This window comes from Leifsonia sp. Root227 (assembly GCF_001428745.1).
Classification (GTDB): domain Bacteria; phylum Actinomycetota; class Actinomycetes; order Actinomycetales; family Microbacteriaceae; genus Leifsonia.
This window is the reverse complement of record NZ_LMIO01000002.1, coordinates 500,801-524,988: the sequence shown is the minus strand read 5'-3', so window position 1 is coordinate 524,988 and position 24,188 is coordinate 500,801. Positions and strand designations below refer to the sequence as shown.

Here is a 24,188-nt window from a genome sequence, read left to right as displayed (position 1 = left end):
CACCCCTCCATTATCCTTCGAGAACGAAGTCGGCTCCCAGAAGCTGCAGCTTGGTGATGAAGTTCTCGTAGCCGCGGCTGATGATCCCGACGTTGCTGACGGTCGAACGTCCCTCCGCCGTGAGCGCTGCGATCAGGTGGCTGAAGCCGCCGCGCAGGTCGGGAACCTCGATGTCGGCGCCCTTCAGATCGGTCGGGCCCATGATGACAGCCGAGTGGTTGAAGTTGCGCTGACCGAAACGGCACGGGTGTCCGCCGAGGCACTCCTTGTGGATCTGGATCTTGGCGCCCATGTCGATCAGCGCGTCGACGAAGCCGAAACGCTGCTCGTACACGGTCTCGTGCACGATCGAGACGCCCTTCGCCTTGGTGAGGGCGATCACGAGCGGCTGCTGCCAGTCGGTCATGAAGCCGGGGTGCACATCCGTCTCGATGACGACGGGCTTGAGCTCGCCGCCCGGGTGGAAGAAGCGGATGCCGTCGTCGTGGATCTCGAACGCGCCGCCGACCTTGCGGAAGACGTTGAGGAAGGTGAGCATCTCCGGCTGGCGGGCTCCGCCGACGTAGATGTCTCCGCCGGTCGCGAGGGCGGCAGCGGCCCAGCTGGCGGCCTCGTTGCGGTCGAACAGGGCGGTGTGGCTGTAGCCGACGAGCTTCTTGACACCCTCGATGCGGATGACGCGGTCGGTGTCGACCGTGATGATCGCGCCCATCTTCTGCAGGATGTTGATGAGATCCATGATCTCCGGCTCGATGGCCGCACCCTTGAGCTCGGTGATGCCCTCCGCGCGGACGGCGGTGAGCAGCACCTGCTCCGTCGCACCGACGCTCGGGTACGGCAGGTCGAGCTTGGCGCCGTGCAGGCCGTTCGGGGCCGTCATCCGGATGCCGGTGGGCAGCTTGTCGACGATGGCGCCGAACTTGCGCAGCACTTCGAGGTGGTAGTCGATCGGGCGGTCGCCGATGCGGCAGCCGCCGAGGTCGGGGATGAACGCCTCGCCGAGGCGGTGAAGCAGCGGCCCGCAGAACAGGATCGGGATGCGGCTGGAGCCGGCGTGCGCATCGATGTCGGCCATGTGGGCCGACTCGACGGCGCTCGGGTCGAGCAGCAGCTCTCCCTCGTCCGTGCCGTCGGTGACCTTGACGCCGTGGATCTCGAGGAGGCCGCGGACGACCCGGACATCGCTGATGTCCGGGACGTCGCGCAGCACGCTCGGGCCTTCGCCGAGCAGGGCGGCGACCATCGCCTTGGTGACGAGGTTCTTCGCGCCCTTCAGCTCGATCCGGCCGCGGAGTGGGATCCCGCCGTTGATCGTGATGCGGTCGCCTTTGAGGCCGACACGCGCTCCTGCTGCTTGGGCGTCCTGAAGAAGTGAGTTCAAAGTTTCACCGGTAACGTCTTGGGCCGCCAGCTCTCGCGGCGGGCTTCGTATTCTGAGATGCGCGCCTCGTCGCGCAGGGTCAGAGCGATGTCGTCCAACCCTTCGAGCAAACGCCACCTAGTGTAATCGTCGATGTCGAAAGACACCTGGACCTCACCGACGCTCGCAGTCTTGGCAACCAGATCCACCGTCGCCGCTATTCCCGGCTGGGCCTCGATGGCCTGCCAGAGGCGCTCGGCGTCCTCCTCCGTGATCTGCCCGGCGAGCAGTCCCTGCTTGCCTGCGTTGCCACGGAAGATGTCGGCGAAACGGGGGCTGAGCACGGCGGCGAAGCCGTAGTCGCGCAGCGCCCACACGGCGTGCTCGCGCGACGAGCCCGTTCCGAAGTCCGCCCCGGCGATCAGCACGCGGGCGCCCTGATACTCCGGCTGGTTGAGGATGAAGTCAGGGTCTTGACGCCACGCGTGGAAGAGCGCGTCGTCGAAGCCCGTCTTGGTGACGCGCTTGAGGAACACCGCGGGGATGATCTGGTCGGTGTCGACGTTGGAGCGGCGGAACGGGACGGCGACGCCCTCGATCGTTGAGATCTTTTCCATCAGGCGCCCACCTTCTCTCCTGCGCGGGTATCCGAGCCGTCATGGCCCGGCGTGTCGCCATCACCGTCCGGCTCCAGGTCCCACGGGCTGGACAGCGTGCCGCGGATCGCGGTCGCCGCTGCCACCAGCGGAGACACCAGGTGGGTGCGTCCGCCCTTGCCCTGACGGCCCTCGAAGTTGCGGTTCGAGGTGGATGCGCACCGCTCGCCAGGCGCGAGCTGGTCCGGGTTCATGCCGAGGCACATCGAGCAGCCGGCGAACCGCCACTCCGCCCCGAACTCCTCGACGATCTTGTCGATGCCCTCTGCTTCTGCCTCGATGCGCACACGGGCGCTGCCGGGCACGACCATGACGCGGACGCCGTCCGCCTTCTTCCGCCCCTTGATCACCGAGGCGAATGCACGGAGGTCTTCGATGCGGCTATTGGTGCACGAGCCCATGAAGACCGCATCCACCTGGATGCTCTTCATCGGCGTGCCTGCTGCCAGGTCCATGTACTCCAGTGCCCGCTCTGCCGCCGCGCGCTGGTTGGCGTCTGCGATGGCGGCCGGGTCTGGAACGGCCTGGCTGAGCGAGACACCCTGGCCAGGGTTCGTGCCCCAGGTGACGAACGGCTCGATCTCGGCGGCGTCGAGGTAGACCTCGGCGTCGAACACGGCGTCGTCGTCGGTCGCCAGCGTGTCCCAGTACGCCACGGCGTCGTCCCAGTCCTGCCCCTCCGGGGCGTGCGGACGGCCCTTGAGGTATGCGTACGTCGTCTCGTCCGGCGCGACCATGCCTGCGCGGGCGCCCGCCTCGATCGACATATTGCAGATCGTCATGCGGCCCTCCATGGAGAGCGCGCGGATCGCGCTGCCGCGGTACTCGAGCACGTAGCCCTGCCCGCCGCCCGTGCCGATCTTGGCGATGACGGCCAGGATGATGTCCTTCGCCGTCACGCCGGGACGCAGCTCGCCCTCGACCGTGATCGCCATCGTCTTGAACGCCTTCAGCGGCAGCGTCTGCGTGGCCATGACGTGCTCGACCTCGCTGGTGCCGATGCCGAACGCCATCGCGCCGAACGCGCCGTGCGTCGAGGTGTGCGAGTCTCCGCAGACCACCGTTATGCCCGGCATCGTCAGGCCGAGCTGGGGACCGACGACGTGAACGATGCCCTGCTCGACGTCGCCGAGCGAGTGCAGGCGGACGCCGAACTCCTCCGCGTTCCTGCGCAGCGTCTCGATCTGGGTGCGGCTGGTCAGGTCGGCGATCGGCTTGTCGATGCCGATGGTCGGGGTGTTGTGGTCCTCGGTGGCGATGGTGAGGTCTGGGCGGCGCACGGGGCGGCCCGCCATGCGCAGTCCGTCGAACGCCTGCGGGCTCGTCACCTCGTGCACGAGGTGCAGGTCGATGTAGATCAGGTCGGGCGAACCGTCTTCGCCCTTGACGACCAGGTGGTCGCGCCACACCTTCTCAGCGAGGGTCAAGCCGCGCTCGCTCGATTCGTGCTGCGACGATTCGTGCTGGGAATCGGTACTCATGATGCTCAAGAACTCCTTAGCTTGCTTCCGGATCAGCCGACGACGAACTCCGCGACGAGGGAGGCCTGGAGGATCTAGGACTCGTCGCGGCAGCTAAGGAGGAGCAGACCGTGAAACACGTTGTCAGGTTATCACCGGTTCGGGGGTGAACCTGTCAGCTCAGCTCGACGCGCACGGAGAAGCGCCCGAGGTGCACGACGTCGCCGTGTGCGAGCGGCGTCGGCTCCCCCGGCGTGAGCTCCCGTTCCCGCGCATCCTCTGCCACGACGACGACGACGCCGTTCGTGGAGTGCGCGTCGGTGACGGACAGCGCGCCGCCGTCCGCCTCGAAAGCGGCGTGCGTCTTGGACACGCTCGCCGCCGGGTCGTCGACGGCGACCAGCTCGGCGTCCGTCCAGGCGCCGAAGGTCACGGGATTGCGGCCGACCAGAACGGTGCCCGTCACCGGCACGGCCCTTCCGCCCGGCAGGACGATGCGCCACTGGCGGGCCGGAGCAGCGGCACCAGCGGATGCCGCTGCCGGCGGAGGGCTCGGCGGGGCGAACACCGGGAGCGAGCGCTCGCGCGCTGGAACCTTCGCCGTCTCCGTCCCCGTGTCGTGACGGGGAGGGATGAGGTGCGGCGGCGGCACGATGAAGTCGGGCGATTCCACGCAGCCACTATACGGGGAGCGGGACTACCGCCCCGCCCGCTTGGCACGGCGGCGGTAGCGGAACGCCGCCAGCCTGGCCCGCAGCCGCCCAGCGGAGGAGCGGGCGTCCGCGACGGCCGCGTCCGAAGCACGCCAGACCGCATCCACCCTGTCGGATCCGACCTCCGAGCCATCGAACACCGCGGCGTCGACGTCCCTGGCGATCGTGGCAAGTCCTCCGGTGGGCACGCTCAGGTTCTGCTCGGCGCTCTGCCTCTCCAGCGCACCGGCGGCCTGCAGGCGTGTGGCGTTGCGCGGAACACTCAGACCGAGCTCGTCGTAGCCGTCCGCCAGCTCCTCCCACGCTCCGGCCGCACGTCTGTCCGGCGGACCGGTCGTGAGCCTGCGCTTGCGCCTGCGGCGTTTGAGCGCGGCCACGATCAGCAGCGGCACGAAGTACAGCAGCAGCGGGATCACGACGATCCCGCCGACCACCCACGCCCACGCCGGGATGGCGAAGCCGCTCTTCGCCTCCTTGCGCTCGTTGTCCTTGGTCTTGACCGGCGTGAGCAGGTCCTGCGCCTTCGGGTCGGCCGGCGGCGGTTGCCGCACCTGGGGCTGCGGTTCGAGCTTGGGCTTGGTCGTCTGGTTCTTCGGAGCATCGGTCTTGGTCGGCGTCGGGAAGAACGGCACCCAGCCCACCCCGTCGAACGCGACCTCGTCCCACGCCGTCACGTCATTGCCCGTCACCGTCGTGGCCTGGCCGTTGACCACCTTGGGCGCGAAGCCCATCACCACCCTGGTCGGGTAGCCGAGGCGCCTGGCCATCAGCGCGAACGCGCTCGCGTACTGCTCCTGGTCTCCGACCATCGGCGCCTTGGCGAACAGGTCGGTCATCCTGTCCGCGCCCTCTCCCGCCCGCGACGGAACGGGGTCGGACGCGCGGCCGTGGCTCAGATAGCCGAGCGTCTTGAGGGAGCGCTCGAGGTTGCGGAGCTTCTGGATGGCGGTGGTCGCCGAGCCCGCGTACTCCTCGGCCTTCGCCGCCACGATGTCCGGGACGTTCGTGACGGGCGGCAGATCGAGCCTGGCCGGCGCGACCTTCGCAAGGGCCTTGTCGCTCGGGATCTTCTGGGCCGTGGCATCCACGGTGTATCGCAGACCGTCCTTCACACCGCTCGTCACCGCCGTCGTGCCGGTGGCGGTGTTGACGCGCACGGTGGTCGACGGGTCCGTTCCCTGGTACGCGTCGAAGCCGAGCGTCGTCAGGTACCCGATGGTCGGGAGCCAGACGTCCGAGTAGTCCTTGATGTCGATCTGCGCCTTCGTGGTCGAACCCGGCGTGAACAGCGGAGGCGACGGGATGGTGCTGCCGAGCAGCTCGAAGCTGCCGGAGGCGTCGCTGCTCTCCTTCGGGTCGGTGACCGTCCAGACCACGCCGTCGTAGCTGTCCATCGTGGCCAGCCGGATGACCTGGCCGCTGCTGAGCCCGTCGACCGTGAACAGCTCCGTCTTCTCCAGATCCTTGGTGTATTGCCGGAACCCGGCCAGCGGGCTCGGGTAGTCGAGCGGGTCGAACGGCGGAGTCACCTCCTGGCGCAGCACGAACCGGGATGCGGGCGGAGGCGCGAGCACGGAGCCTGCGAGAGCGCCCACCACCACCGCGCCGAGCACGACAGAGCCGACGCCGACGATCCTGCGACGCAGCAGACCGGGGTCCGCGACGACCTCGACGGACGCAGAGCGCGTGCGGCGCCAGGCGAGCCAGAGCAGCGCGATCGCGGCGAACGCGACGCCGCGGACGGCGGCGAGGTACGCATCCACGGTGCCGAGCAGGATGCCCGCGACGAACAGTGCAAGCGGACCTGCCACCAGCACGGCGGCACGGCCGGCTCCTCTGCCTTTCGCGCGCGGCAGCCAGCGCACAGCGAGCGAGACGGAGACGAGGGTCACCAGCCAGCCGGCCACGTACGGCACGACGGCGACGTACGGCGGCGCTTCGAGCGGGGCTTGCAGCGTGACGGCGTCGCTCCAGCCGAACACCGCGCCGATCACGAGCCCGGCGAGGCTGTCGAGCGACGGGAGCACGACCAGCGTGGCGGAGCCTGGCATCGCCAGCGGCGTGCCGAAGAGGAAGTATGCGGCGACGGCGATCGTGACGGTGAGCGGCACGGACAGCCGGAACAGCCGGCAGACGACGGCGGAGCCCGTCCCGACCACCAGACCGCCGATGGCGGCAGTGAAGAAGGAGAAGTGCCCGAACGCGGGCTGGAAGCCGAGCACGGCGATGGCGCTGAGCACGACGACCACCGCCACGTCGATCCAGGTCGTTGCGGACAGACGGTCGATGCTCCCCTGCTTCTGCGCTGCGGCAGTGCGGCGCGGCCGGGACTGCTGTGCCGTCGTCGCGCCGCTCATCGTGCCGCTCGCTTCAGGAGCGCCGGCAGCTCACCCAGCGTCGACACGGTGGCGAGCATCATGCCGCCGAGCCTGCTCAGGCGGGGCTCGCCGTGCACATCCACCCGCACGCCGATGGTCTCGGTGTCCGAGCCGTACAGGCTCGCCGCCGCCCGGATCTCTGCGGGGTCGAGCTGCGAGCCGACAATCATCACCACGAGACTCGGCGCTGCCAGCCGCACCGTCGACCTGCGCACGTAGTCGCGCAGGCTCTGGTGCATCCCGTCCACCGGCTGGATGCGGCACGAGTCGTCGAGGAGCGCGGTCGGCGTCTCGACGCGCATCGTCTTCTGCTGCCAGACCGCGTCGAGCTCCGTCTCCTCGCGGATCACGTGGCAGCCGACAGAGGCGAGCACGGAGACGCCGAGCTCGAACTCGTCATCGTCCGCGAAGTGCGACCGCTCGGCGTCGAAGACGAGCAGGAGCTGGGAGCGGCGGGTCTCCTGGTACTGCCGCACCATCAGCTGCCCCGTGCGCGCAGACGTGCGCCAGTGCACGTTGCGGATGTCGTCGCCAGGCTCGTATGTGCGCAGCGCGTGAAACGCGAGGTCGCTGTCGGTGATGACCTTGGTGGTCTGCCCCTCCAGGTCGCGCACCAGCCCGCGGGCGGTCGCGGCCAGCCGGGTGGTCTTCGGGTGCACGAACAGCTCGACCTGCTCCGTCCAGGCCGTGGTGCGGCGCAGTAGCCCGAGCTGGTCGCCGCGCACGGACAGCGCGGGCCCGGCGAGGATCAGGGCGCGCCGCGCGGTCGGAACGGCGAACAGCTCCTCGTTCTCCTCGCCTGCGGCGAGCCTGGGCACCATGAACTCCGCGACCCCTGCGCCGACCGGAAGCTCCATCCTGGTGGGCAGCACGGGGCGGCTGCCGGAGTTCCGCACCACCATGCGGCCGAGCGCCCTGTCGCCCGCGACGACCCGACGCGGGTTCAGCTCGATCGCCACGTCGTATGTCGAGCGGCCGAACACGAATCCGACGGCGATCAGGAACGCAGCGCACAGCGTCGCACCGAGGAAGGCGAACTCCGCCCAGCCGAACACGGCGAGCAGCGCGAACGACACCGCAGCTCCCCCGAGCACGATCCAGCCGAACGTGCTCACCACGCCGAGCACGGGAGCCAGCCACCCGGTGACGGCACGCCAGGCCGGGTGGATGCGGCGGCCGAGCGCTCCGAGCATCCCGCGCAGTGCATCCAGCAGTTGGCCGAACGCGATGCGCGACTGAGAAGTACGTGCCTGGGACGTACGCGGGCGCGCCGAACGGCGGCGTCCGGTGGGTGCGGCGCCGGGCTGGGAGGCGGTGGCGGTGTCGGGAGCGGCGGTCATCGGCGGGGCTGTTCGTCCGTTCGGTCCCAGGTCACGCTGCGCGGTATGCGGGCGGGGTCGCCTCCGCGATGGCGCGGGCGACGATCTCCTCGGCCGTCACGCCGGCGAACTCGGACTCCGGGTCCACGATCACGCGGTGCGCGAGCACGGGGATGGCGAGCTCACGGATGTCGTCCGGCGTCACGAAGGTGCGACCGGAGGCGATGGCCCAGGTCTTCGCCGCGCGTGCCAGCGACAGGGCGCCGCGGATACTCACGCCGAGAGCGGCGTCCTTGTCGGCACGGGTGGCGGAGACGATCTCGCTGAGGTAGCCCATGACGGACGCGTCGGCGTGCACGTCGGAGGCGAGCTGGGCGAGCGCCGTCACGGAGTCGGAGGCAATGATCGGCCGCACGCCTGCAGCGCGCGAACGGTTCGAGGAGTCGAGCAGCAGGTTCACCGTGGTCTCGTGGTCGGGGTAGCCGAGCGAGGTCTTGATGAGGAAGCGGTCGAGCTGCGCTTCCGGCAGCGAGTACGTTCCTGCCTGCTCCACCGGGTTCTGCGTGGCGATCACCACGAACGGCGCCCCGACGGGGTGGCCGACGCCGTCGACCGTGACCACGCCCTCCTCCATCACCTCCAGCAGAGCGGACTGGGTCTTCGGGCTCGCCCGGTTGATCTCGTCGGCGAGCACGACGGAGGCGAAGATCGGTCCTGGATGGAACTCGAACCTCCCGTTGCTCTGGTCGTAGATGGTGACGCCCGTCACGTCGGACGGCAGCAGGTCCGGCGTGAACTGGATGCGCGACTGCGTGCCCTCGATCGTGTTGGCGAGCGCCTTCGCGAGCACGGTCTTCCCTGTGCCGGGCACGTCCTCCAGCAGCACGTGGCCACCGGAGAGCATCGCGGTGATGACCAGCCGGATGCTGTGCTCCTTGCCGAGGATCGCCTTGTCGACGTTCGCGACCAGCTGCGAGAAGGCTCCGGAGAACCAGTCGGCCTGTTCCTGGGTTACTGCCACGGTGTTCCATCCATTTCTGTGCTGATCGTCGTCGTGCTGATCGTCGTCGTGCTCGTCGCTGCCGTGCCCGGCGTGCGCTCGTGGGTCCTCATCGTCACGGCGCCCAGTCCTGCACGCTGCTCTGCACGCCGCCGGCGGTCACGTACGCGCCGTGGTAGCCGCAGTATGCGTGCAGTCTGTTCGGTGCACCGCGATAGTGGGCGTATCCGCTGCCGTTGGTCGTGATCGACTCGCTGGTGAGCTTGCCGCCGTTGCAGTAGAAGTTCATCGTGTACGTGGTGTTGCCGCTGAAGTGATTGAGCGTCACGTCGTAGGTGAAGCTGTGCGCGTATCCGGGTTCGAGATCGCCCTTGGCGAGGTCGATCGACGGCTGCGGGTCCGGTTTCTTGGCCACGGAGACGGTGTTCGAGGTGTCGGCGCCGCCGGTCTTGTTGCTGTGGTTGTTCACAGCCCGCACCTGGAACGAGTAGCTTCCGACGCCCTGGTTCGAGACGGTCGCGCTGGTGCCGGAGGTGCTGTTCCAGGCTCCGCCGTTCAGCCGCCACTGGTACGTCACCGCGCCGCCACCCGTGCCGGACGGGTCGGACAGCGCGTTCCAGCTCAGGGAGAGGTCGCTCGGCGCGTACTGGTCTGCGCTGATCTTCGCTCCGCTCACGGCCTGCGGCGTTCCGTACGGCGTGACGGACGCGCTCGGCGCCGACAGCTCGCTCCAGCCGTCCGCGTTGTGCGCGCGGACAGTGAAGGTGTACGCCGTGCCGTTGGTCAGACCGCCGATGGTCACCTGGCCGATGGTGGTCGTCGTCACGGCCTTCGGGCCGCCGCGCACCTCGTACTGGTCGATCGGCTTGCCGTTGTTCGCCGGCGCCGCGATCTCGACCGTCGCCTGCCCGTCCGACGCCTTGGCGTTGGCGGGCGCCGACGGCTTCTCCGGCACGTCGTGCACGGTCACGCGGTACTGCCCGACTGCCGCCGCGGTCCGCTTCGGGTCCTTGGTCGCATCCTGCACGTGGTAGACGACGTTGACCGCGCCGATGGCGGCTCCGGACGCCGCACTCACCGTGATCGACGAGCCGGTGTACGTCACCGTCACGCCCGCTGGCGCACTGTCCGCCTTCGCGTCGGTGATGGTCAGTGGATGCCCGGGGAACGGGTTCACCCACGCCGAGTCGCTCGCGGCCCCGGTCAGGGTGGTCGACTTGCCGCGCTGCAGCTCCTGCGTCTGCGGCGGGTTCTTCTGGCTGGCGACCGGCCGGTTGGAGCTGACGACCTGCACGTTCACCGTTCCGGTGATGGTGTGCGTTCCCGAGCTGATCGTGACGGTCACCACGGTGGACTCCCCCGGCTGCACGCCGAGCGGCGCCGACAGCGACAGGGACGATCCGCTGAGCGCGACCTGGAGCTTCTTGTTGGTCCACTGCGGGTTCGAATACGTGAGCTTGGCGAGGATGTCCGGGTTGGGGTGGAAGCTCGACGACCGCAGGTCGATGGTGAGCGGCGCCTCCCCCGGCTCGATCTTCTCGCTCGGCGACGTGAAGGTGGGGGCGACGTCCGACTGGTCGGGGCTTCCCACCGTGATCGGCAGCACGAGCGTGGTGATGCGGTCGCTGGTCTGCCCTGCATCCCGTCCGTCGTCGACCTTGAATGTGATGGCGGCGGGGCCGCGGTAGTCCTTCGCGGCGGTGAAGCGGAGGGTCTGCTCGTCCCCGAACGGCGATGCTCCTGTGCTGTTGGTCGCACTGACGCCGCTCGCGCCCGTCAGCTTCACCGATCGGCCGGACGGCACGTCGAGGATGTCGGAGAGCTTCCAGCTCTTGCTGCCGCCCATCTCCACGATCTGCTGCGGCAGCGACTTCTTGATCGCCGGTGGCGCCGTCGCGTCGCCCTTCGGCGGCACGATGATGAACGCGTCCCCGGTCAGCCCGGTCACCTCGTCCTTCACCTGGTATGCGATGGCGAGCCGCTTGGCCGCCGGATGCACGGTGATCGAGCCGCCGGCGCCCACCTCGGCCGCGCCGGCGTTCGGACCGGTGAGAGCGACGCCGAGGTCTTCGACGAGGCCGGACGGGTTGGTCGCCCCGGCCAGCGCATCCACCTTCACGCTGTCCTTGTTGGCCACCGCATCCGGTTCGATCAGGTGGTCGATCGCCGATGGGTACTGCTCTTTGGCGTTCGGGGTGACGGTCACCTGGATGAACGCGCTGGCGACACCGCCCTGCCCGTTGCTGATCTGGTAGCGCACGATGTACGCGCCCTCGGTCTTCGGGGCCGTGACGAGGACGACCTTGCCGTGCACGGACGCCTTCAGGCCCGCATCCACCTGGAGCAGCTTCTTCTGCACGGCGATGGTGTACCCGTTGGGGTCGGAGTCGTTGTCGAGCACGGGGACGGAGACGGTGCGGCCCGGCTTGACCTGCACGGGGTCGTTCCCTGCGATCGGCGGCTGCACAGCGGTCGGGCGCGGAATGACGCCGATGGTGACCGTGCCCGTCGCCGCCTTCCCGTAGGTGTCCTTGACCTGGTAGGTGAAGGTGTCCGTGCCAGCAGAGGTCGGGTACGCCTCGTAGGTGAACGACGTGCTGGAGCTGTCCGAGATGCGGCCGAGCGTCGGCTGGCTGCCGAGCCCTGCGAGCGTGACGGAGTCGCCGTCCGGGTCGATCCCGTCGAGCGGAACGTCGACCGGCACCGTCGATCCGGCGAACGCCCGAATGGTGAGCGGCTGCGGGCGCGGTGCCCTGTCGCTGCCCTTGTCCGGCGCTGTCACCACGAAGCTCACCGTCGCCTGCGCCTTCTGGCCGAGCTTGTCGGTGATGCCGTAGACGACGCTGTACTGTCCAGGCTCGGTCGGCGCCTGGTAGCGCACGGTCTTGCCGCTGACGAACGCCGTGGCGCCCTTCCCGGCCGCCGCGTCGTCGCGCAGGGCCGGGTCGAGGGAGAACGGAGCGTTGTCCGGCGAGTAGTCGTTGTCCATCACAGGCACGGTGACGATGTCGCCCGCGCGCACCGTCGCGGTGTCGTCGACCGCGATCGGCGGCTGGTGGGTGACCAGCGGAGGAACGGGGACAACGGTGATCCCGGCCTTCGCCTCGTGGATGCCGTCGGAGACCGTGTAGACGAGCTGCACCTGCTCGGCGAGCACGGTCGGGGCGGTCACCTTGACGACGGCGTTGTCGAGCACCTCCACGTTGAGGTCGCCCGCTCCTGCCGCGGCCGTCACGGAGCGCACGACGAGCACGCGGCCGGACGGCGACACGTCGTTGTCGAGCACGCTCACCGAGGTGGGCTCGCCTGGACGCACGTATGCCGTGTCGGTCACCGCGATGGGCGGTGCGTCAGAACCGCCGTCGGCGGCCACATCCACCCGGATCAGCCCGGTGGTGGATTTCGGGCCCGCCCCGAGCGTGTACGTGACGTAGTACTCGCCAGGCGTGTTGCTGAGCACCGTGACGGTGCCGCGCGCGGCGTCGGTGGTCACGTCGGCGCTCGCCTGGCCATCGATGGACGCACCGACCAGGCTGAGCGGCTGCCCGGACGGCGACTGGTCGTTGTCCAGAGGATGCACGACCACGGGCTTCCCGGTGAACCCCGCTCCGAAGTCCGGCACCGCCACCGGATCGAGCGTCCCCGCTGCCTTGACCGTGATGAGCAGGCTGCCTGTCGTGCTCTTCTTGCCGTCAGAGACCGTGACCTTGACCTCTTTCGAGCCGGTCTGGCCCGTCTTGCTGGTGAAGGTGACCTCGCCGTTCGGCTTGAACTGCACGTCGTCCTCGGTGGTCGACGCCGCGGACACCAGGGAGAGGTCGTCCCCGTCCGGGTCGAGCCAGTCGTTCAGCACGTCGTACTTCACCGACTGACCGACCTCGGCCTGCGCTGTGCTGGCCCTGGTGGAGGCGGGGGCGGCGTTCTGCGCCGGCTGGTGCAGGGTCGCATCCACCTGCGCGGTGGAGGTGCCGCCGCGGCCGTCGTCGACCGCGTAGCGGAACGAGATGGTGCCACTGAGGCCCGCCGCTGGGGTGAACTGGAGCGCTCGCCCTCCCTCGACCAGCTCCAGCGTGCCCTGGGCTGCCGGCAGCGTGGAGACGTCCGAGATGGTGAGCACGTCGCCGTCGGGGTCGGTGTCGTTGGCGAGCACGGGCAGCACCGTCGAGCGCCCTGGGCGGACGCCGAACGCATCGGGAACGGCCGTCGGCGGACGGTTCACCTTCGTGCGCTGCGCGAGGGTGTCGGAGAACGACTGCAGGACGGGCTTCTCCTCGCCTGTGTCGCCCTGCACGGTGGTCTCGTTGGGCTTGAGCTGCGCCCAGTTCTGCACGAGCCGCATGTTCGAGGACACCACCCAGGCGTTGCCGTCTCGCAGGTTGTTGAGCGCGATCACCCCGTGGTTGACCCGGAATTCGAGGTCGTCGCCCTTCACCGGCTGGTCGATGTCGACGCCGACGTCCTTCGCGCCGTCGCAGGCGTAGAGATAGCGCGCGGTGCCCGCCCAGGCACCGTATGAGCAGTCGCCGAGGCGGACGGGAGCCGAGACCGCCGCCGCTCCTCCGGTGGACGTCGCCCCGGCCGGATGCGCGACCACGGTCCCTCCACCGAGCGGGACGCTGAGCAGGCTGGACGCCGTCGCGACGAGCGCGGACGGGTCGTCGGCGGACGGCTGCTGGAGTTTGAGGCCCTTCGCCGGCAGGTCGACGGTCTTCCCGTCCGACGTGATGACCCGGTTCGCCTGGGTGTCGAGCACCACGGGATGGTCGCCGACAGCGGAGACCTGGAACTTCCCCGGCACGGGGAACGACGCCGTCGTCGCCTCCGCGCCTGGATGGTCGACGGTGTACAGCTTCTTCCCCTGCGGCGCGACGACGAACGTCTCACCGCTCTTGCTGACGGCGAGCTGCGCATCGGCGCCGACCTTCGCGGTCGGCCTGGTCTTCGCCTTGTCGAAATCGAGACGGCCGCTGGCGTCGAGCACCCAGAGCTGACCGGTCGGCGACAGCACGGACAGCGTGTTCGCGCCGTACCCGAGCTGCGACTTCTCCGGCACCTGGATGCGGCCGCCGAGCGACACGAACGCCGGGTCGATCTTGTCGACCGTGCCGTGCGGGGCGTCGGTGAGGAAGTACGCAGACCCGTCCTGGAGCACGTCCAGGTCGGAGCTCGCGCCGGTGACCGCGGCATCCAGCTCGTTGATCTGGTGGTTGAGCCTGCCGCCCATCAGCTTGTCGCCGTTGGTCACCCACACGTCTCTGGTGTCCAGGTCGACGGCGTTCACGGGGAAACCCTTGTGCAGCACCGCGATCGTCAGAGGGACGCCGGCGACGACGGCCAGAGCGGTCACGGAGGCGAGCGTCTTGCGCTTGCGGATCCACGCGCTCAGCGATGCCACTACTCTGCTATCCCCCCGGGTTCGAGAACGACCACTACGCTAACACGGCCCCCGGACGGGCGTGGATGGGGAGGTCTACCCATCCTCCCGAGCCGACGACGCCTTCGCCGCCCCCGCTTCGTCTGCATCCGCTGCGCCCGTCTCCGCAGCGCCCGTCTCCGCAGCGGATGCTCCGGCCGTGTCCGCGTCGAGCAGCGCCAGGTCGTCCAGGCCGACGAGCCTGGTCGTGACCGCGTACTCGACGAGCCGCGCCCTCCGGTTGGTGGCGAGCTTGCCCTTGCCGCCGCGGAGCCCGGCGACGCCGAGCTTGTCGAGCTTGTCGCAGACGTTGTCGAGCTTGCGGTTGAACGTCGTCATGCTCCAGCCGAGCCTCGCCGCGGCCTCCGCCGACGTCGGGATGGTGCCCCGGCCTGGCACCGCCTGCGTCAGCACGCCCTCGGAGAGCGCGACGATGAGCTGCCGCTGGCTGGTGGTGAGCGTCACCGGCAGGATCGTCGTCGAGCCTCCTGCGTCGTTGACGGTGACCGCCGTGTTGAAGAAGTCGTCCTCGCTGCTGATCGTGAAGTCGTACGTGGTCGCGCCGGCGCTGAACATGACGTGCATGGTCTGGAACACGATCGGCAGCTTGGCGCCGGGGGCCAGCCACGCCTGCACGGTGCCGGTGGAGTCGCTCACGGTCGCGGTCAGGAGGGTTCCGACGTTGGAGAGCCACCACATCCCGAAGTCGCTGCTGATGGTGAGGAAGCGGCGGTGCAGGTACGGGTTGTCGTCGATGCTGAGGTCGGCCTCGCGGCCGATGCCGAACTCGACGGGGTCCGTCACCGTGTAGAGCTCGCCGCAGTAGTCGATGGTCAACGGTTTCATTTCGAGCACGCTTTCAACGGCTCCGACGTCCTGCCGGAGCGCACGGTGGCGACGTCGATGCAGACAGGAACGCCGGCGGTGAGGCCGGTCAGCTCCGCCTTCGGCTGCGCGGTCACCTCCGGCACGTCGGTCGTTCCCTCCCGCACCCACTGGTACTGGTCGCCCTTCTGCGGCTTCGCCGTCTTCCAGACGATGGTCGCCGTCGTGCCCTGCGCGTTGCGGGTGGCGGAGACCAGCGTCGGCGGCGGCACGACGGTGACCGCGACCGTCCCGTCCTGATCGCTTCCTGGCCGCTGCGTCGGCGACGCAGCGGGTGCGGTCTGTGGCAGGAGCACGGCGGCGAGCACACCGCCGGCGACCACGAGCACGGCAGCGGCGGCGATCACCGGCAGCAGCCAGCGTGGCCGGGATGCGCGGGGACGGGATGCGGACGCAGCGTCCGGCTTCCGCTCCTGATCCTGCTCCGGCTCCTGCTTCGTGCGCGCATCCGTGCGGGGACGCAGCATCGTGTTCTCGACGGGAGCGGCATCCCGCTCCGGCTCTGGATGCACGGTCGGGACAGCGCCGCGCACCACGGTCGGCCCGGCGAGCAGGTCGGCCGGCACCTCGACGAGGCCGGGGCGCGTCTCCGTGCTGTCGTGCGCGGCGGGCGACTCCTTCTGCGGCGTCGTCGGCGTCGTCTGCGGCTTCTGCGGCTTCTGCGCGGAGAGACCCTGCGCATCCACCGACTGCACGGAGCGGGCGCGCGTCTCGTCTTCTCCGGACGGCGACGGCGGCGACTCGTCCAGCGTCCGCAGGTTCGACACGTCGATGCTGGTCGGCGCGAAACCGAGCTCCAGCTCCACCCTCTGCAGTGCCCTGGCGAAGTCGACCGCCGTCGCGAAGCGGTCGTCGCGCCTGGTCGCCATGCCCTTGCGCAGCACGGCGACGAGAGACGGAGGGAGGTCGTCTCTGTCGATCGGCGTGATCATCCCTCGCTCGATCCTGCCGATGAGATCGAGGGTGCCGTTCGCCCTGCCTGGCACCTCGAACGGCGTGCGCCCGGCGAGGATGGTGTGGATGGTCGCGGCGAGCGAGAACACGTCGCTGCGCACATCCGGCTGGGGGTCGTCGTCGAACATCTCGGCGGGCGACCACGGCACGCTGAGCCCGACGGAGCGGCTGCCGCTCGTGCCGGTGTCCGCGTCCCCTCCGCGCAGCGAGCCGAGCGATGCCGTGTGCACGGGCAGTTCCTCGAGGGCGGAGGCGATGCCGAAGTCGGTGAGCGCCGGCCAGCCGAAGTCGGTGGTGAGCACGTTCGCCGGCTTGATGTCCCTGTGCAGGATGCCGACGCTGTGCGCGGTCGCGATGGCGCTCGACAGCCGCACGCCGATGCGCAGGGCGTCCTCCACGGTGAAGCGCTCGCGCTTGAACCGATCGCCGAGCGACGGGCCGGAGCAGTACTCCATCACCAGGTACGGCCGGTCGTCGGCGGACACGTCTGCGTGGTGGATCGTGACGATGTACGGGTGCGCGGACAGCCTGGCCATCACGTTCGCCTCCGCCACGAACCGGGCGCGGGCGGCGTCGTCGACGCTGTCGGTGAGCAGCACCTTCACGGCGACGCTGCGCTTCGGCAGCTCCTGCTCGTAGAGGAACACGTCGGAGAACCCGCCGGAGCCGAGCAGCCGGATGAAATGGAACCCCGGCAGGGCGGGCGGCTGCGAGGCGAGACGCCTCATGCGTCCTCACCGACCGTGAGCGTGACGCCGCTGCCCAGATCGACGACCGTCCCTGCGATGACGGCGGTCGGCTCGCCGCTGCGGAGCTTCTGCGGCTGCTTGCCTGGCAGCACGATCATCGTGCCGTTGCGGGAGTGCAGGTCGGTGACGACCACAGTGTCGCCCTCGACCGCGATCGTCGTGTGCGATCGCGAGATGTCGCGCTCGGCGCTGTCCACGGTGACCGGACGCGGCGCCGGGCCGCGCGCGGTGGTGGAGGCGACGGGGGCACGGCCGACGACGATCGGCGGCTCCAGGTACTCGCGCCTTCCGTCTGCGAGATCGACGAAGAACCGAGGGGAAGGCGCGACGGGCAGCTGCTCGTGCTCGTTGTCACGCTCATGCTCCTGCTCGCTCTGGCGGCCGCCGAGGAGGCCGCCGAGGCTCCCGGACATGATGGTGAGCCCGTCGTGGTCTCCGGCCTCGGCACTCGGACGCGCGGGGGCGGAGTCGGTGATGAACCTCGGCAGGTCGATGCGGGCGGGCTCTGCCTCGTCCGCCTGGCGCACGGCCGCGTCCTCGACACTGCGCACCATGGTGGCGCCGAACAGGTGGTCGTAGCCGGTCGCGTCGCCGTCCGCGTCGGGATCTGTGCCAGCGTCCGTGTCGGCCGGCTGGGCGATGGTCGCCTCGCTCACGGTGGTGTCCGGGATGCGCGTCTCGTCTGCGACCACATTCACCCGCTCTGGATGCACCGGGTCCGGCTGCGCGGGCTCCGGCTGAGCGGGCTGCGGCTCGTCCTGCTGCGGCTCGTCCGCCTGCACCTCCAGTGCCACCGGCGCGGTGATCGGCGCACGCTTCTGCTCCTGCACGACGGCCGGTGCTGCCGAAGCGACGGTGCCGGCCCAGCTCACCGCCGTGCCCCACACGATCCCGTCGGCCAGCGGCAGCGCGGGGCGACGCGCATCCGCCGCATCCGCCGGCTCGACGGCGAGCGCGACCGCGGTCGCCTCCGCCACCTGCTGCTCCACCCAGGTGGAGACGCCCTCTGCGTCGATGCGGCGCTCCCCCGCTGCCGTCCGCACGGTCGCGACGACGGGGCCGCGGACGGCGACCATCGCGCGCCCCGCCCCTCCGTCTATCAGGCCGAAGGACGGCGTCCTGGCGAACCCGTCCGCCGCGAGCGCTTCCAGCGTCGCAGCGAACCCGGAGGCGACAGCCGACGCCAGCGCACGAAGGGCTGACGCGTCCTGCGCTTCGACGACGAGTGCGCGCGTTCCCGCCGCGACCACCGCCCAGTCCCCGGTTGTCGTCTGCTGCACGTCGAACACGTCGGTGAAACCTACCCTCTCGGCTGCGTGTCTTCGAGAGAGCGGCTGTCTTCCGGCCTGTCTTTCGTGACATCGGAAGCCGGTTCCGCATCCCCCGCCGTCGATTCAACCACGATCACGGTGACGTTGTCGCGCCCGCCTGCCGCGATGGCGGCGCTCACCAGCCGGTCGGCGACGTCCGGTCCGCCGTCCGCGAGGATGCGCGCGATGGCCTCGTCGCCGAGCTCCTTGGTGAGCCCGTCCGAGCAGATCAGGAACGTCTGGCGCCCCTCCTCGCGCAGCAGCAACGAGTCCGTGTCGACGAAGTCCTCCGCGCCGAGCGCCCGCGTGATGACGTTCCGCTCCGGATGCACGGCCGCCTGCGCCTCGGTGATGAGGCCGGCGTCCACCAGCTCCTGCACGGCGGAGTGGTCGACGCTCAGGCGGCTGAGCGCCCTGCCGTCCCAGAGGTATACGCGGGAGTCGCCGACGTTCACGACCATCCACTGCTCTTCCGCGACCTCCGGCACGCGCACGCGCACGACGCCGGTGAGCGTGGTGCCCGCCACCGCGACGCCCGACTCGTCTGCACCCGACAGGGCGCGCACAGCGGCGTTCGCCTCGTCGATCGCTGCGATGACCTCGTCGGGGGTCGGCCTGGAGCCGGCAGGAAGGGTGCGGGCGATGGACTCGACCGCCGTCTGGCTGGCCGCATCCCCTCTGGCGTGCCCGCCCATCCCGTCTGCGACGGCGAACACCGGGTCCGCCGCGATCATGCTGTCCTCGTTGACGTGCCGTACCGCACCGACATCGCTGCGAACGCTCACGCCGACGATTGACGTCATGTACCGGTTTCCTCCTGCGTCTTCGCGGTCGTTGCCGGTGCGCGCCCGGAGTCCGTGGATCCGTTCGCGCCGTCCGTGGCGTCCGCGTCGTCTTCACCGTCACCGTGAATGGCAGCGGCGACAGAGGTGCCGCTGAGCTTCAGCTTCACCAGACTTGCAATCGTAGCGACTGCCATGGACCCCACGATCACGCCGAGCGACGTCATGGTGCTGATATCGGGCGCCCACTCGATGTGCTGGCCGCCGTTGATGAACGGCAGCTCGTTCTCGTGCATGGCGTGGAACACCAACTTGACGCCGATGAAGGCGAGGATGAACGCGATGCCGTACTTGAGGTATTCGAGCTTGTCGAGCAGGTGGCCGAGCAGGAAGTAGAGCTGCCGCAGCCCCATCAGGGCGAACACGTTGGCGGCGAACACGATGAACGGGCTCTGCGTGATGCCGAAGATCGCGGGGATCGAGTCGAGCGCGAACAGCAGGTCGGTGGTGCCCAGCGCGAGGAAGACGATGAGCAGCGGGGTGAACATCCTGGTGCCGTTCACCGTGGTGCGCAGCTTGTTGCCCTCGTACTGGTCGGAGACCTTCAGGTGCCTGCGGGTGAACCGCACGAACCAGCTGTCCTTCGTGCCCTCCTCGTCGTCGTGCTTGCTGAGCGCCTGGTGGATGGCCGTCCAGAGCAGGAACGCACCGAAGATGTAGAAGATCCAGCTGAACGACGCGATCAGCGATGCGCCCAGGATGATGAAGATGCCGCGCAGGACGAGCGCGATGATGATGCCCACCATCAGCACTTCCTGCTGATACTTCCTCGGCACGGCGAACCTCGCCATGATGATGACGAAGACGAACAGGTTGTCGATGCTCAGGCTGTACTCGGTCAGCCAGCCTGCGACGAACTGCCCCGCGTGCTCCGCGTCCCCGATCAGGAGCATCGCGAGGGCGAACAGCAGGGCGAGCGCCACGTAGAACGACACCCAGAGCGTCGACTCCTTCGGGCTCGGGATGTGCGGTCGTTTGAACACGATCAGCAGGTCGAACGCCAGGATCAGCAGCAGAACGACCATTGATCCGATTTCGAACCACGGGGGAAGAGCAAGCTCCACGGGGGAAAACCTTTCGAAGGGCACCAGAAACGGGTCCGAAAGTCTCTCCCGCACCCACTGTTCGGGTGCCGCTGTGCCCGGGCTCGAAGACTCGAACCGTGATGACGTCCACAGCGCCGACCCGTCGTGGGTCGTCCGGGATACTCCCCTTCGCTCCGGACAGTCTACCGGATGCGCAGACCCGCGCGGTCTACTGTGCACGCTATGAAGCGGCGGACTCTGACCAGCAGTGTGCTCGCGTCGGCCGGGTACGACCCGGCGGCGCGCATCCTGGAGCTGGAGTTCGTCAGCGGGGACGTATACCGGTACTGGATCGTGCCGGAGCGGGTGTGGCGCGGTTTGTGGGAGGCGGAGAGCGCAGGGCGGTATTTCGGCGAAGCGATCCGGGACCGGTACCCCGTGGAGAAGGTGTCGTGAGCGACGGAATCGCCCAGCGAAGAATCAACTGAAAAAGCCCGGATGTCAGTGAAACACTGACATCCGGGCTGTTGTGACCCCAGCGGGATTTGAACCCGCGTTACCGCCGTGAGAGGGCGACGTCCTAGGCCGCTAAACGATGGGGCCGTTTTTGCAACTCAATGAGTATGCCACACCCTTCGCCGCTGTTCCAAAACGGGCGGTGCATCCCGGGCGTGGCGCATCCCATCCCGCGGCCGAGCTGGTCAGGCAAGCACGAGCAGCGCGCCAGGAGCGACGGACACCTCGACCGGCAGAGGACCGATGCGCTCCCCGTCCGCGTACGCAACGACGCCCGGAGCGTCGATGGTGACAGTACGAACCGGCTCGAACGAGACCTCGGCAAGGTCAGTATGCGTTCCGGAGAATACTTTGGGGAACATCCGCAGGAAGCGCCACTTCGGCATCTCCTTCACGATGAAGAGGTCGAGCATCCCGTCGTCGAGGCTGGCGTGCGGGACCACGCGCATCCCGCCCCCGATGGACCGGTTGTTGGCGACGGCGATCAGTAAAGCCTCCCGCTCGACCGGGACGCCGTCGGCCACGACGCGATACGGGATGGGGCGGAGGGTCGCGAGTTCGCGCAGCAGGGCGAACACGTACCGGCTGCGTCCGCGCGGTCTGGTCATCAGGTTGGCGCGCTCGTTGACGGTCGCATCGAAGCCTGCGGAGAGAACGCAGCCGAACCAGGTGTTCAGGCCGCCGTGCGTGACCACCCCTGCGTCGATCCTGCGTGGCGGGCGCTGCAGCGCGGCGAGCAGCGCGTCGATGGCCGCCTCGGTGTCCGCGACAGGGATGCCGAGACCGTCCGCCATGTCGTTGCCCGTTCCGCTCGGCACGATGCCGAGCGGGATGTCCGTCTGCGCGACGATGTTGACGCCGAGGTTCACCATGCCGTCGCCGCCGACCACCACGAGCGCGTCGACACCGGCGGCGACGGCCGCCTTCGCCTCGCGCCGCAGCAGCTCGATGTTCGCCTCATCGAGGGCGACCACCGTGTGCCCGGCCGCGCGAAGCCGCTCGATCGCACGCGGCCCAACGTCCCTCCTCTTGCCGAACGACGCCATCGGGTTCACCGCGACGACGACGGTTCGGGGGGATGCGGCCATAGTGCACGATTATGGCCGAACTTCCGCGCACCTTCCGCGCGGCCCCGTTGCGCCGCCCTGTCCGCCTAGCGAGTTCCGTCCGAACGGAGACGGCGCTCGACACGCCGCTCGAAACTCCGTCCGAACGGAGCGCACACATCCAACGATGGCGAACTCCGTTCGGAAGAGAAGCGGCGTCAGGATCACGGTGACCGTTGCGCAGGAGGAATCGGAGCGTTTTCTTGCGAACTCCGTTCAGAAGGAGAAAATGACGGGTGCCGTGGCGTGGTCTCCGTCCGGACGGAGACCACGCACGCGGGCTCAGCGGCGCGGCCGCCGGCGACGCGGCTGCGCCAGCACGCAGCGCGGCTACAGCCGCACGCGCCGCAGGAGCTGCGCGTTCAGCGCGACCACGATCGTCGACACGCTCATCAGCACGGCGCCGAACGCCGGGGAGACGACGATGCCGATGCCCGTCGCCACCCCGGCCGCGAGCGGCAGCGCGATCACGTTGTAGCCGGCCGCCCAGGCGAGGTTCTGCAGCATCTTGCGGTACGTGGCCCGCGACAGCGTGATCACCTTGGCGACGCCGCGGGGATCGCTGGAAGCGAGCACGATGCCCGCCGACTCGATCGCCACATCCGTGCCTGCTCCGATCGCGATGCCGACGTCCGCCTGCGCGAGCGCCGGAGCGTCGTTGACGCCGTCGCCGACCATCGCCACCCGCGCGCCGCCTTGCTGCAGGTGCGACACCGTGCCTGCCTTGTCACCGGGCAGCACCTCGGCGAACACCTCGTCGATCCCGAGTTTCGCGGCGACGGCCTCACCGACGGCCCGCGAGTCTCCTGTCAGCATCGCGACGCGCACGCCTCTGCTGTGCAGGACGCGCACGGCCTCCTCCGACTCTGGGCGCACCACGTCGGCCAGCGCGATCATGCCCGCCACCTGGTCGCCGCTCAGCACGTAGACGACGGTCTGCCCCTCGGCCTCAGCGGCCGCGGCAGCGCGAGAAACGTCCGCGCTCGGCGCGAGACTCCGTTCGGCGAGCAGGCGCGGCGCGCCCACCGTCACGACGGCGCCTCCGACGCGCGCCATCGCTCCGCGTCCGCCGAGCGCCTCGAAGTCCGCAGCGGCTGCGACGGAGAGTCCGCGGTCCGCGGCCTCGGCGACGATCGCCCTGGCGATGGGATGCTCGGCAGGCTCCTCGACGGAGGCGGCGAGCGCGAGCAGCGCATCCGCATCCCCGTCGGTGGCGGTGACGGCGGCGACGCCCTGGCGACCCTCGGTGAGGGTGCCGGTCTTGTCGAAGAGGACGACGTCGATGAGGCGGGCGTCCTCCATTGCGTGCCTGTCGCGGATCAGCAGCCCGTTCTTCGCGCCGATGGCCGTGGAGATCTGGGCGACGAGCGGGATGGCGAGGCCGAGGGCGTGCGGGCAGGCGATCACAAGCACGGTCACCACGCGTTCGAGCACGAACGACGGATCCCCCGGCCGCAGGATCACCCACACGACGAGGGTGAGGGATGCGGCGGCGAGCGCGACGTAGAACAGGAGCGCGGCCGCGCGATCGGCGAGGATCTGCGTTCCGGACTTGCTGGCCTGCGCGTCGGAGACGAGCCGCATGATCCCGGCGAGCGCCGTGTCGCCGCCCGTCTTCGTCACCCTGACCACGAGCGAGCCGCTGCCGGAGATGGAGCCGGCGACCACCTGCTCCCCCGCGCCGCGGGTGACCGGCTTGGACTCGCCGGTGAGCAGCGACTCGTCGAGGTCGGAGCGGCCGTCGACGATCTCCCCGTCCACGGGCACTGCCGCGCCAGGACGCACACGCACCAGGTCGCCGACCGCGAGCGCGCTGACCGGTACGAGCTCGGCGGTGGATGCGCCCGCCGCGTCCGTCCCCACCCGCTCCGCCTCGTCCGGCAGCAGCTTGGCCAGCTCGCCGAGCGCATCGTGGGCACCCATCACCGCCGACATCTCGATCCAGTGGCCGAGCAGCATGATCAGGATGAGGGTGGCGAGCTCCCACCAGAAGTCCATGCCGGGCAGCCCGAACGTGACGGCCAGGCTGTATCCGAACGCGACGACGATCGCGAGGGAGATGAGCGTCATCATCCCCGGCTGACGGCTGCGGAGCTCGTCGACGGCGCCGCGGAGGAACACCAGGCCGCCGTAGAAGAAGATCGCGATGCCGAACACGGCGGGGATGAACTGGCTGCCGGGGAACCGGGGACCGCCGAGGCCCAGGATGTCCTGCAGGCCGTGCGAGAACACCAGGGTCGGGATGGTCAGCGCCAGCGTCAACCAGAACTTGCGCCGAAAGATGGCGGGGTCGTGACCGGCGTGGCCGGAGTGATCGTGCGCGGAATGGTCGTGGCCGGAGTGATCATGCGCCGCGTGTTCGTCGGTGGCATGTCCGGAGTGATCGTGCCCTGCGTGTTCGTGCGCCCCCTGGTCCACCGCAGCGTGGTCGTGGCTGGACTCGTGCGTCTGGTTTCTCGTCGTCTCGTTCATCTCCACACCAGAACCGTACCCCCAGGGGGT

At 69.4% G+C, this 24,188-nt stretch carries 16 protein-coding genes and 1 tRNA gene; 1 reads left to right on the top strand and 16 read right to left on the bottom strand.

Going from position 1 to position 24,188, the window contains the following annotated elements:
• Nucleotides 1–10: 10 nt before the first annotated feature.
• The 13 genes from murA to ASE16_RS07295 form a co-directional block, all read right to left on the bottom strand.
• Complete coding sequence (gene murA, locus ASE16_RS07355; RefSeq protein WP_055892977.1) at nt 11–1,381, bottom strand: UDP-N-acetylglucosamine 1-carboxyvinyltransferase; 1,371 nt, start codon at nt 1,379–1,381, stop codon at nt 11–13.
• Nucleotides 1,378–1,977 carry a 3-isopropylmalate dehydratase small subunit gene (gene leuD / locus ASE16_RS07350; protein ID WP_055892975.1) on the bottom strand — a complete coding sequence of 200 codons (600 nt, stop codon included), beginning with the start codon at nt 1,975–1,977 and terminating at the stop codon, nt 1,378–1,380. The genes murA and leuD overlap by 4 nt, the downstream gene beginning before the upstream one ends.
• Complete coding sequence (gene leuC / locus ASE16_RS07345) at nt 1,977–3,497, bottom strand: 3-isopropylmalate dehydratase large subunit (RefSeq protein WP_055892972.1); 1,521 nt, start codon at nt 3,495–3,497, stop codon at nt 1,977–1,979. Before leuC ends, leuD begins: the two co-directional genes overlap by 1 nt.
• A 154-nt stretch (nt 3,498–3,651) precedes the next feature.
• The gene (locus ASE16_RS07340; RefSeq protein WP_055892970.1) at nt 3,652–4,149 is read right to left on the bottom strand and encodes an FHA domain-containing protein; all 498 of its coding nucleotides are present in this window, start codon (nt 4,147–4,149) and stop codon (nt 3,652–3,654) included.
• A gap of 24 nt (nt 4,150–4,173) precedes the next feature.
• A complete protein-coding gene (locus ASE16_RS07335; RefSeq protein WP_082581297.1) occupies nt 4,174–6,546 on the bottom strand; it encodes a transglutaminase domain-containing protein in 2,373 nt (790 codons plus the stop codon).
• Nucleotides 6,543–7,907 (bottom strand): DUF58 domain-containing protein, encoded by a 1,365-nt coding sequence (locus ASE16_RS07330; protein ID WP_082581296.1) that lies wholly within the window; start codon nt 7,905–7,907, stop codon nt 6,543–6,545. The genes ASE16_RS07335 and ASE16_RS07330 overlap by 4 nt, the downstream gene beginning before the upstream one ends.
• Nucleotides 7,908–7,938: 31 nt before the next feature.
• A complete protein-coding gene (locus ASE16_RS07325; RefSeq protein ID WP_055892967.1) occupies nt 7,939–8,907 on the bottom strand; it encodes an AAA family ATPase in 969 nt (322 codons plus the stop codon).
• A 94-nt stretch (nt 8,908–9,001) separates the two neighbouring features.
• Nucleotides 9,002–14,281, bottom strand: a complete 5,280-nt coding sequence (locus tag ASE16_RS07320; RefSeq protein ID WP_055892964.1) for an Ig-like domain-containing protein — start codon at nt 14,279–14,281, stop codon at nt 9,002–9,004.
• A 75-nt stretch (nt 14,282–14,356) separates the two neighbouring features.
• The gene (locus tag ASE16_RS07315) at nt 14,357–15,145 is read right to left on the bottom strand and encodes a hypothetical protein (RefSeq protein ID WP_082581295.1); all 789 of its coding nucleotides are present in this window, start codon (nt 15,143–15,145) and stop codon (nt 14,357–14,359) included.
• Nucleotides 15,142–16,866 carry a serine/threonine protein kinase gene (locus ASE16_RS07310; protein ID WP_055892961.1) on the bottom strand — a complete coding sequence of 575 codons (1,725 nt, stop codon included), beginning with the start codon at nt 16,864–16,866 and terminating at the stop codon, nt 15,142–15,144. The genes ASE16_RS07315 and ASE16_RS07310 overlap by 4 nt, the downstream gene beginning before the upstream one ends.
• Nucleotides 16,863–18,176, bottom strand: coding sequence for an FHA domain-containing protein (locus tag ASE16_RS07305; protein WP_055892959.1), 1,314 nt, complete (start codon nt 18,174–18,176; stop codon nt 16,863–16,865). The genes ASE16_RS07310 and ASE16_RS07305 overlap by 4 nt, the downstream gene beginning before the upstream one ends.
• Nucleotides 18,177–18,187: 11 nt before the next feature.
• A complete protein-coding gene (locus ASE16_RS07300) occupies nt 18,188–19,000 on the bottom strand; it encodes a PP2C family protein-serine/threonine phosphatase (RefSeq protein WP_055892956.1) in 813 nt (270 codons plus the stop codon).
• Entirely contained in the window at nt 18,997–20,103 is a 1,107-nt protein-coding gene (locus ASE16_RS07295) for a TerC family protein (RefSeq protein WP_157480187.1), read from the bottom strand. Before ASE16_RS07295 ends, ASE16_RS07300 begins: the two co-directional genes overlap by 4 nt.
• Nucleotides 20,104–20,307: 204 nt before the next feature.
• On the opposite strand from ASE16_RS07295, the gene ASE16_RS07290 reads away from it, so the two are divergent.
• Entirely contained in the window at nt 20,308–20,520 is a 213-nt protein-coding gene (locus ASE16_RS07290; RefSeq protein WP_055892949.1) for a KTSC domain-containing protein, read from the top strand.
• Nucleotides 20,521–20,594: 74 nt separating this feature from the next.
• Here ASE16_RS07290 and ASE16_RS07285 read toward each other — a convergent pair.
• The 3 genes from ASE16_RS07285 to ASE16_RS07275 form a co-directional block, all read right to left on the bottom strand.
• Nucleotides 20,595–20,667: transfer RNA gene (locus ASE16_RS07285), tRNA-Glu, on the bottom strand.
• A gap of 98 nt (nt 20,668–20,765) precedes the next feature.
• Complete coding sequence (locus ASE16_RS07280) at nt 20,766–21,668, bottom strand: YegS/Rv2252/BmrU family lipid kinase (RefSeq protein ID WP_055892946.1); 903 nt, start codon at nt 21,666–21,668, stop codon at nt 20,766–20,768.
• A 348-nt stretch (nt 21,669–22,016) separates the two neighbouring features.
• Nucleotides 22,017–24,158: a copper-translocating P-type ATPase gene (locus ASE16_RS07275; protein ID WP_055894385.1), complete on the bottom strand. Its 2,142-nt coding sequence runs from the start codon at nt 24,156–24,158 to the stop codon at nt 22,017–22,019.
• Nucleotides 24,159–24,188 lie beyond the last annotated feature (30 nt).

What these genes read in the sequence shown, in the direction of transcription:
- ASE16_RS07335 (WP_082581297.1), bottom strand. Translation starts at nt 6,546, where the DNA reads ATGAGCGGCGCGACGACGGCACAGCAGTCCCGGCCGCGCCGCACTGCC.
- leuD (WP_055892975.1), bottom strand. Translation starts at nt 1,977, where the DNA reads ATGGAAAAGATCTCAACGATCGAGGGCGTCGCCGTCCCGTTCCGCCGC.
- ASE16_RS07290 (WP_055892949.1), top strand. Translation starts at nt 20,308, where the DNA reads ATGAAGCGGCGGACTCTGACCAGCAGTGTGCTCGCGTCGGCCGGGTAC.
- ASE16_RS07300 (WP_055892956.1), bottom strand. Translation starts at nt 19,000, where the DNA reads ATGACGTCAATCGTCGGCGTGAGCGTTCGCAGCGATGTCGGTGCGGTA.
- ASE16_RS07310 (WP_055892961.1), bottom strand. Translation starts at nt 16,866, where the DNA reads ATGAGGCGTCTCGCCTCGCAGCCGCCCGCCCTGCCGGGGTTCCATTTC.
- ASE16_RS07315 (WP_082581295.1), bottom strand. Translation starts at nt 15,145, where the DNA reads ATGAAACCGTTGACCATCGACTACTGCGGCGAGCTCTACACGGTGACG.
- ASE16_RS07330 (WP_082581296.1), bottom strand. Translation starts at nt 7,907, where the DNA reads ATGACCGCCGCTCCCGACACCGCCACCGCCTCCCAGCCCGGCGCCGCA.
- ASE16_RS07280 (WP_055892946.1), bottom strand. Translation starts at nt 21,668, where the DNA reads ATGGCCGCATCCCCCCGAACCGTCGTCGTCGCGGTGAACCCGATGGCG.
- ASE16_RS07275 (WP_055894385.1), bottom strand. Translation starts at nt 24,158, where the DNA reads ATGAACGAGACGACGAGAAACCAGACGCACGAGTCCAGCCACGACCAC.
- leuC (WP_055892972.1), bottom strand. Translation starts at nt 3,497, where the DNA reads ATGAGTACCGATTCCCAGCACGAATCGTCGCAGCACGAATCGAGCGAG.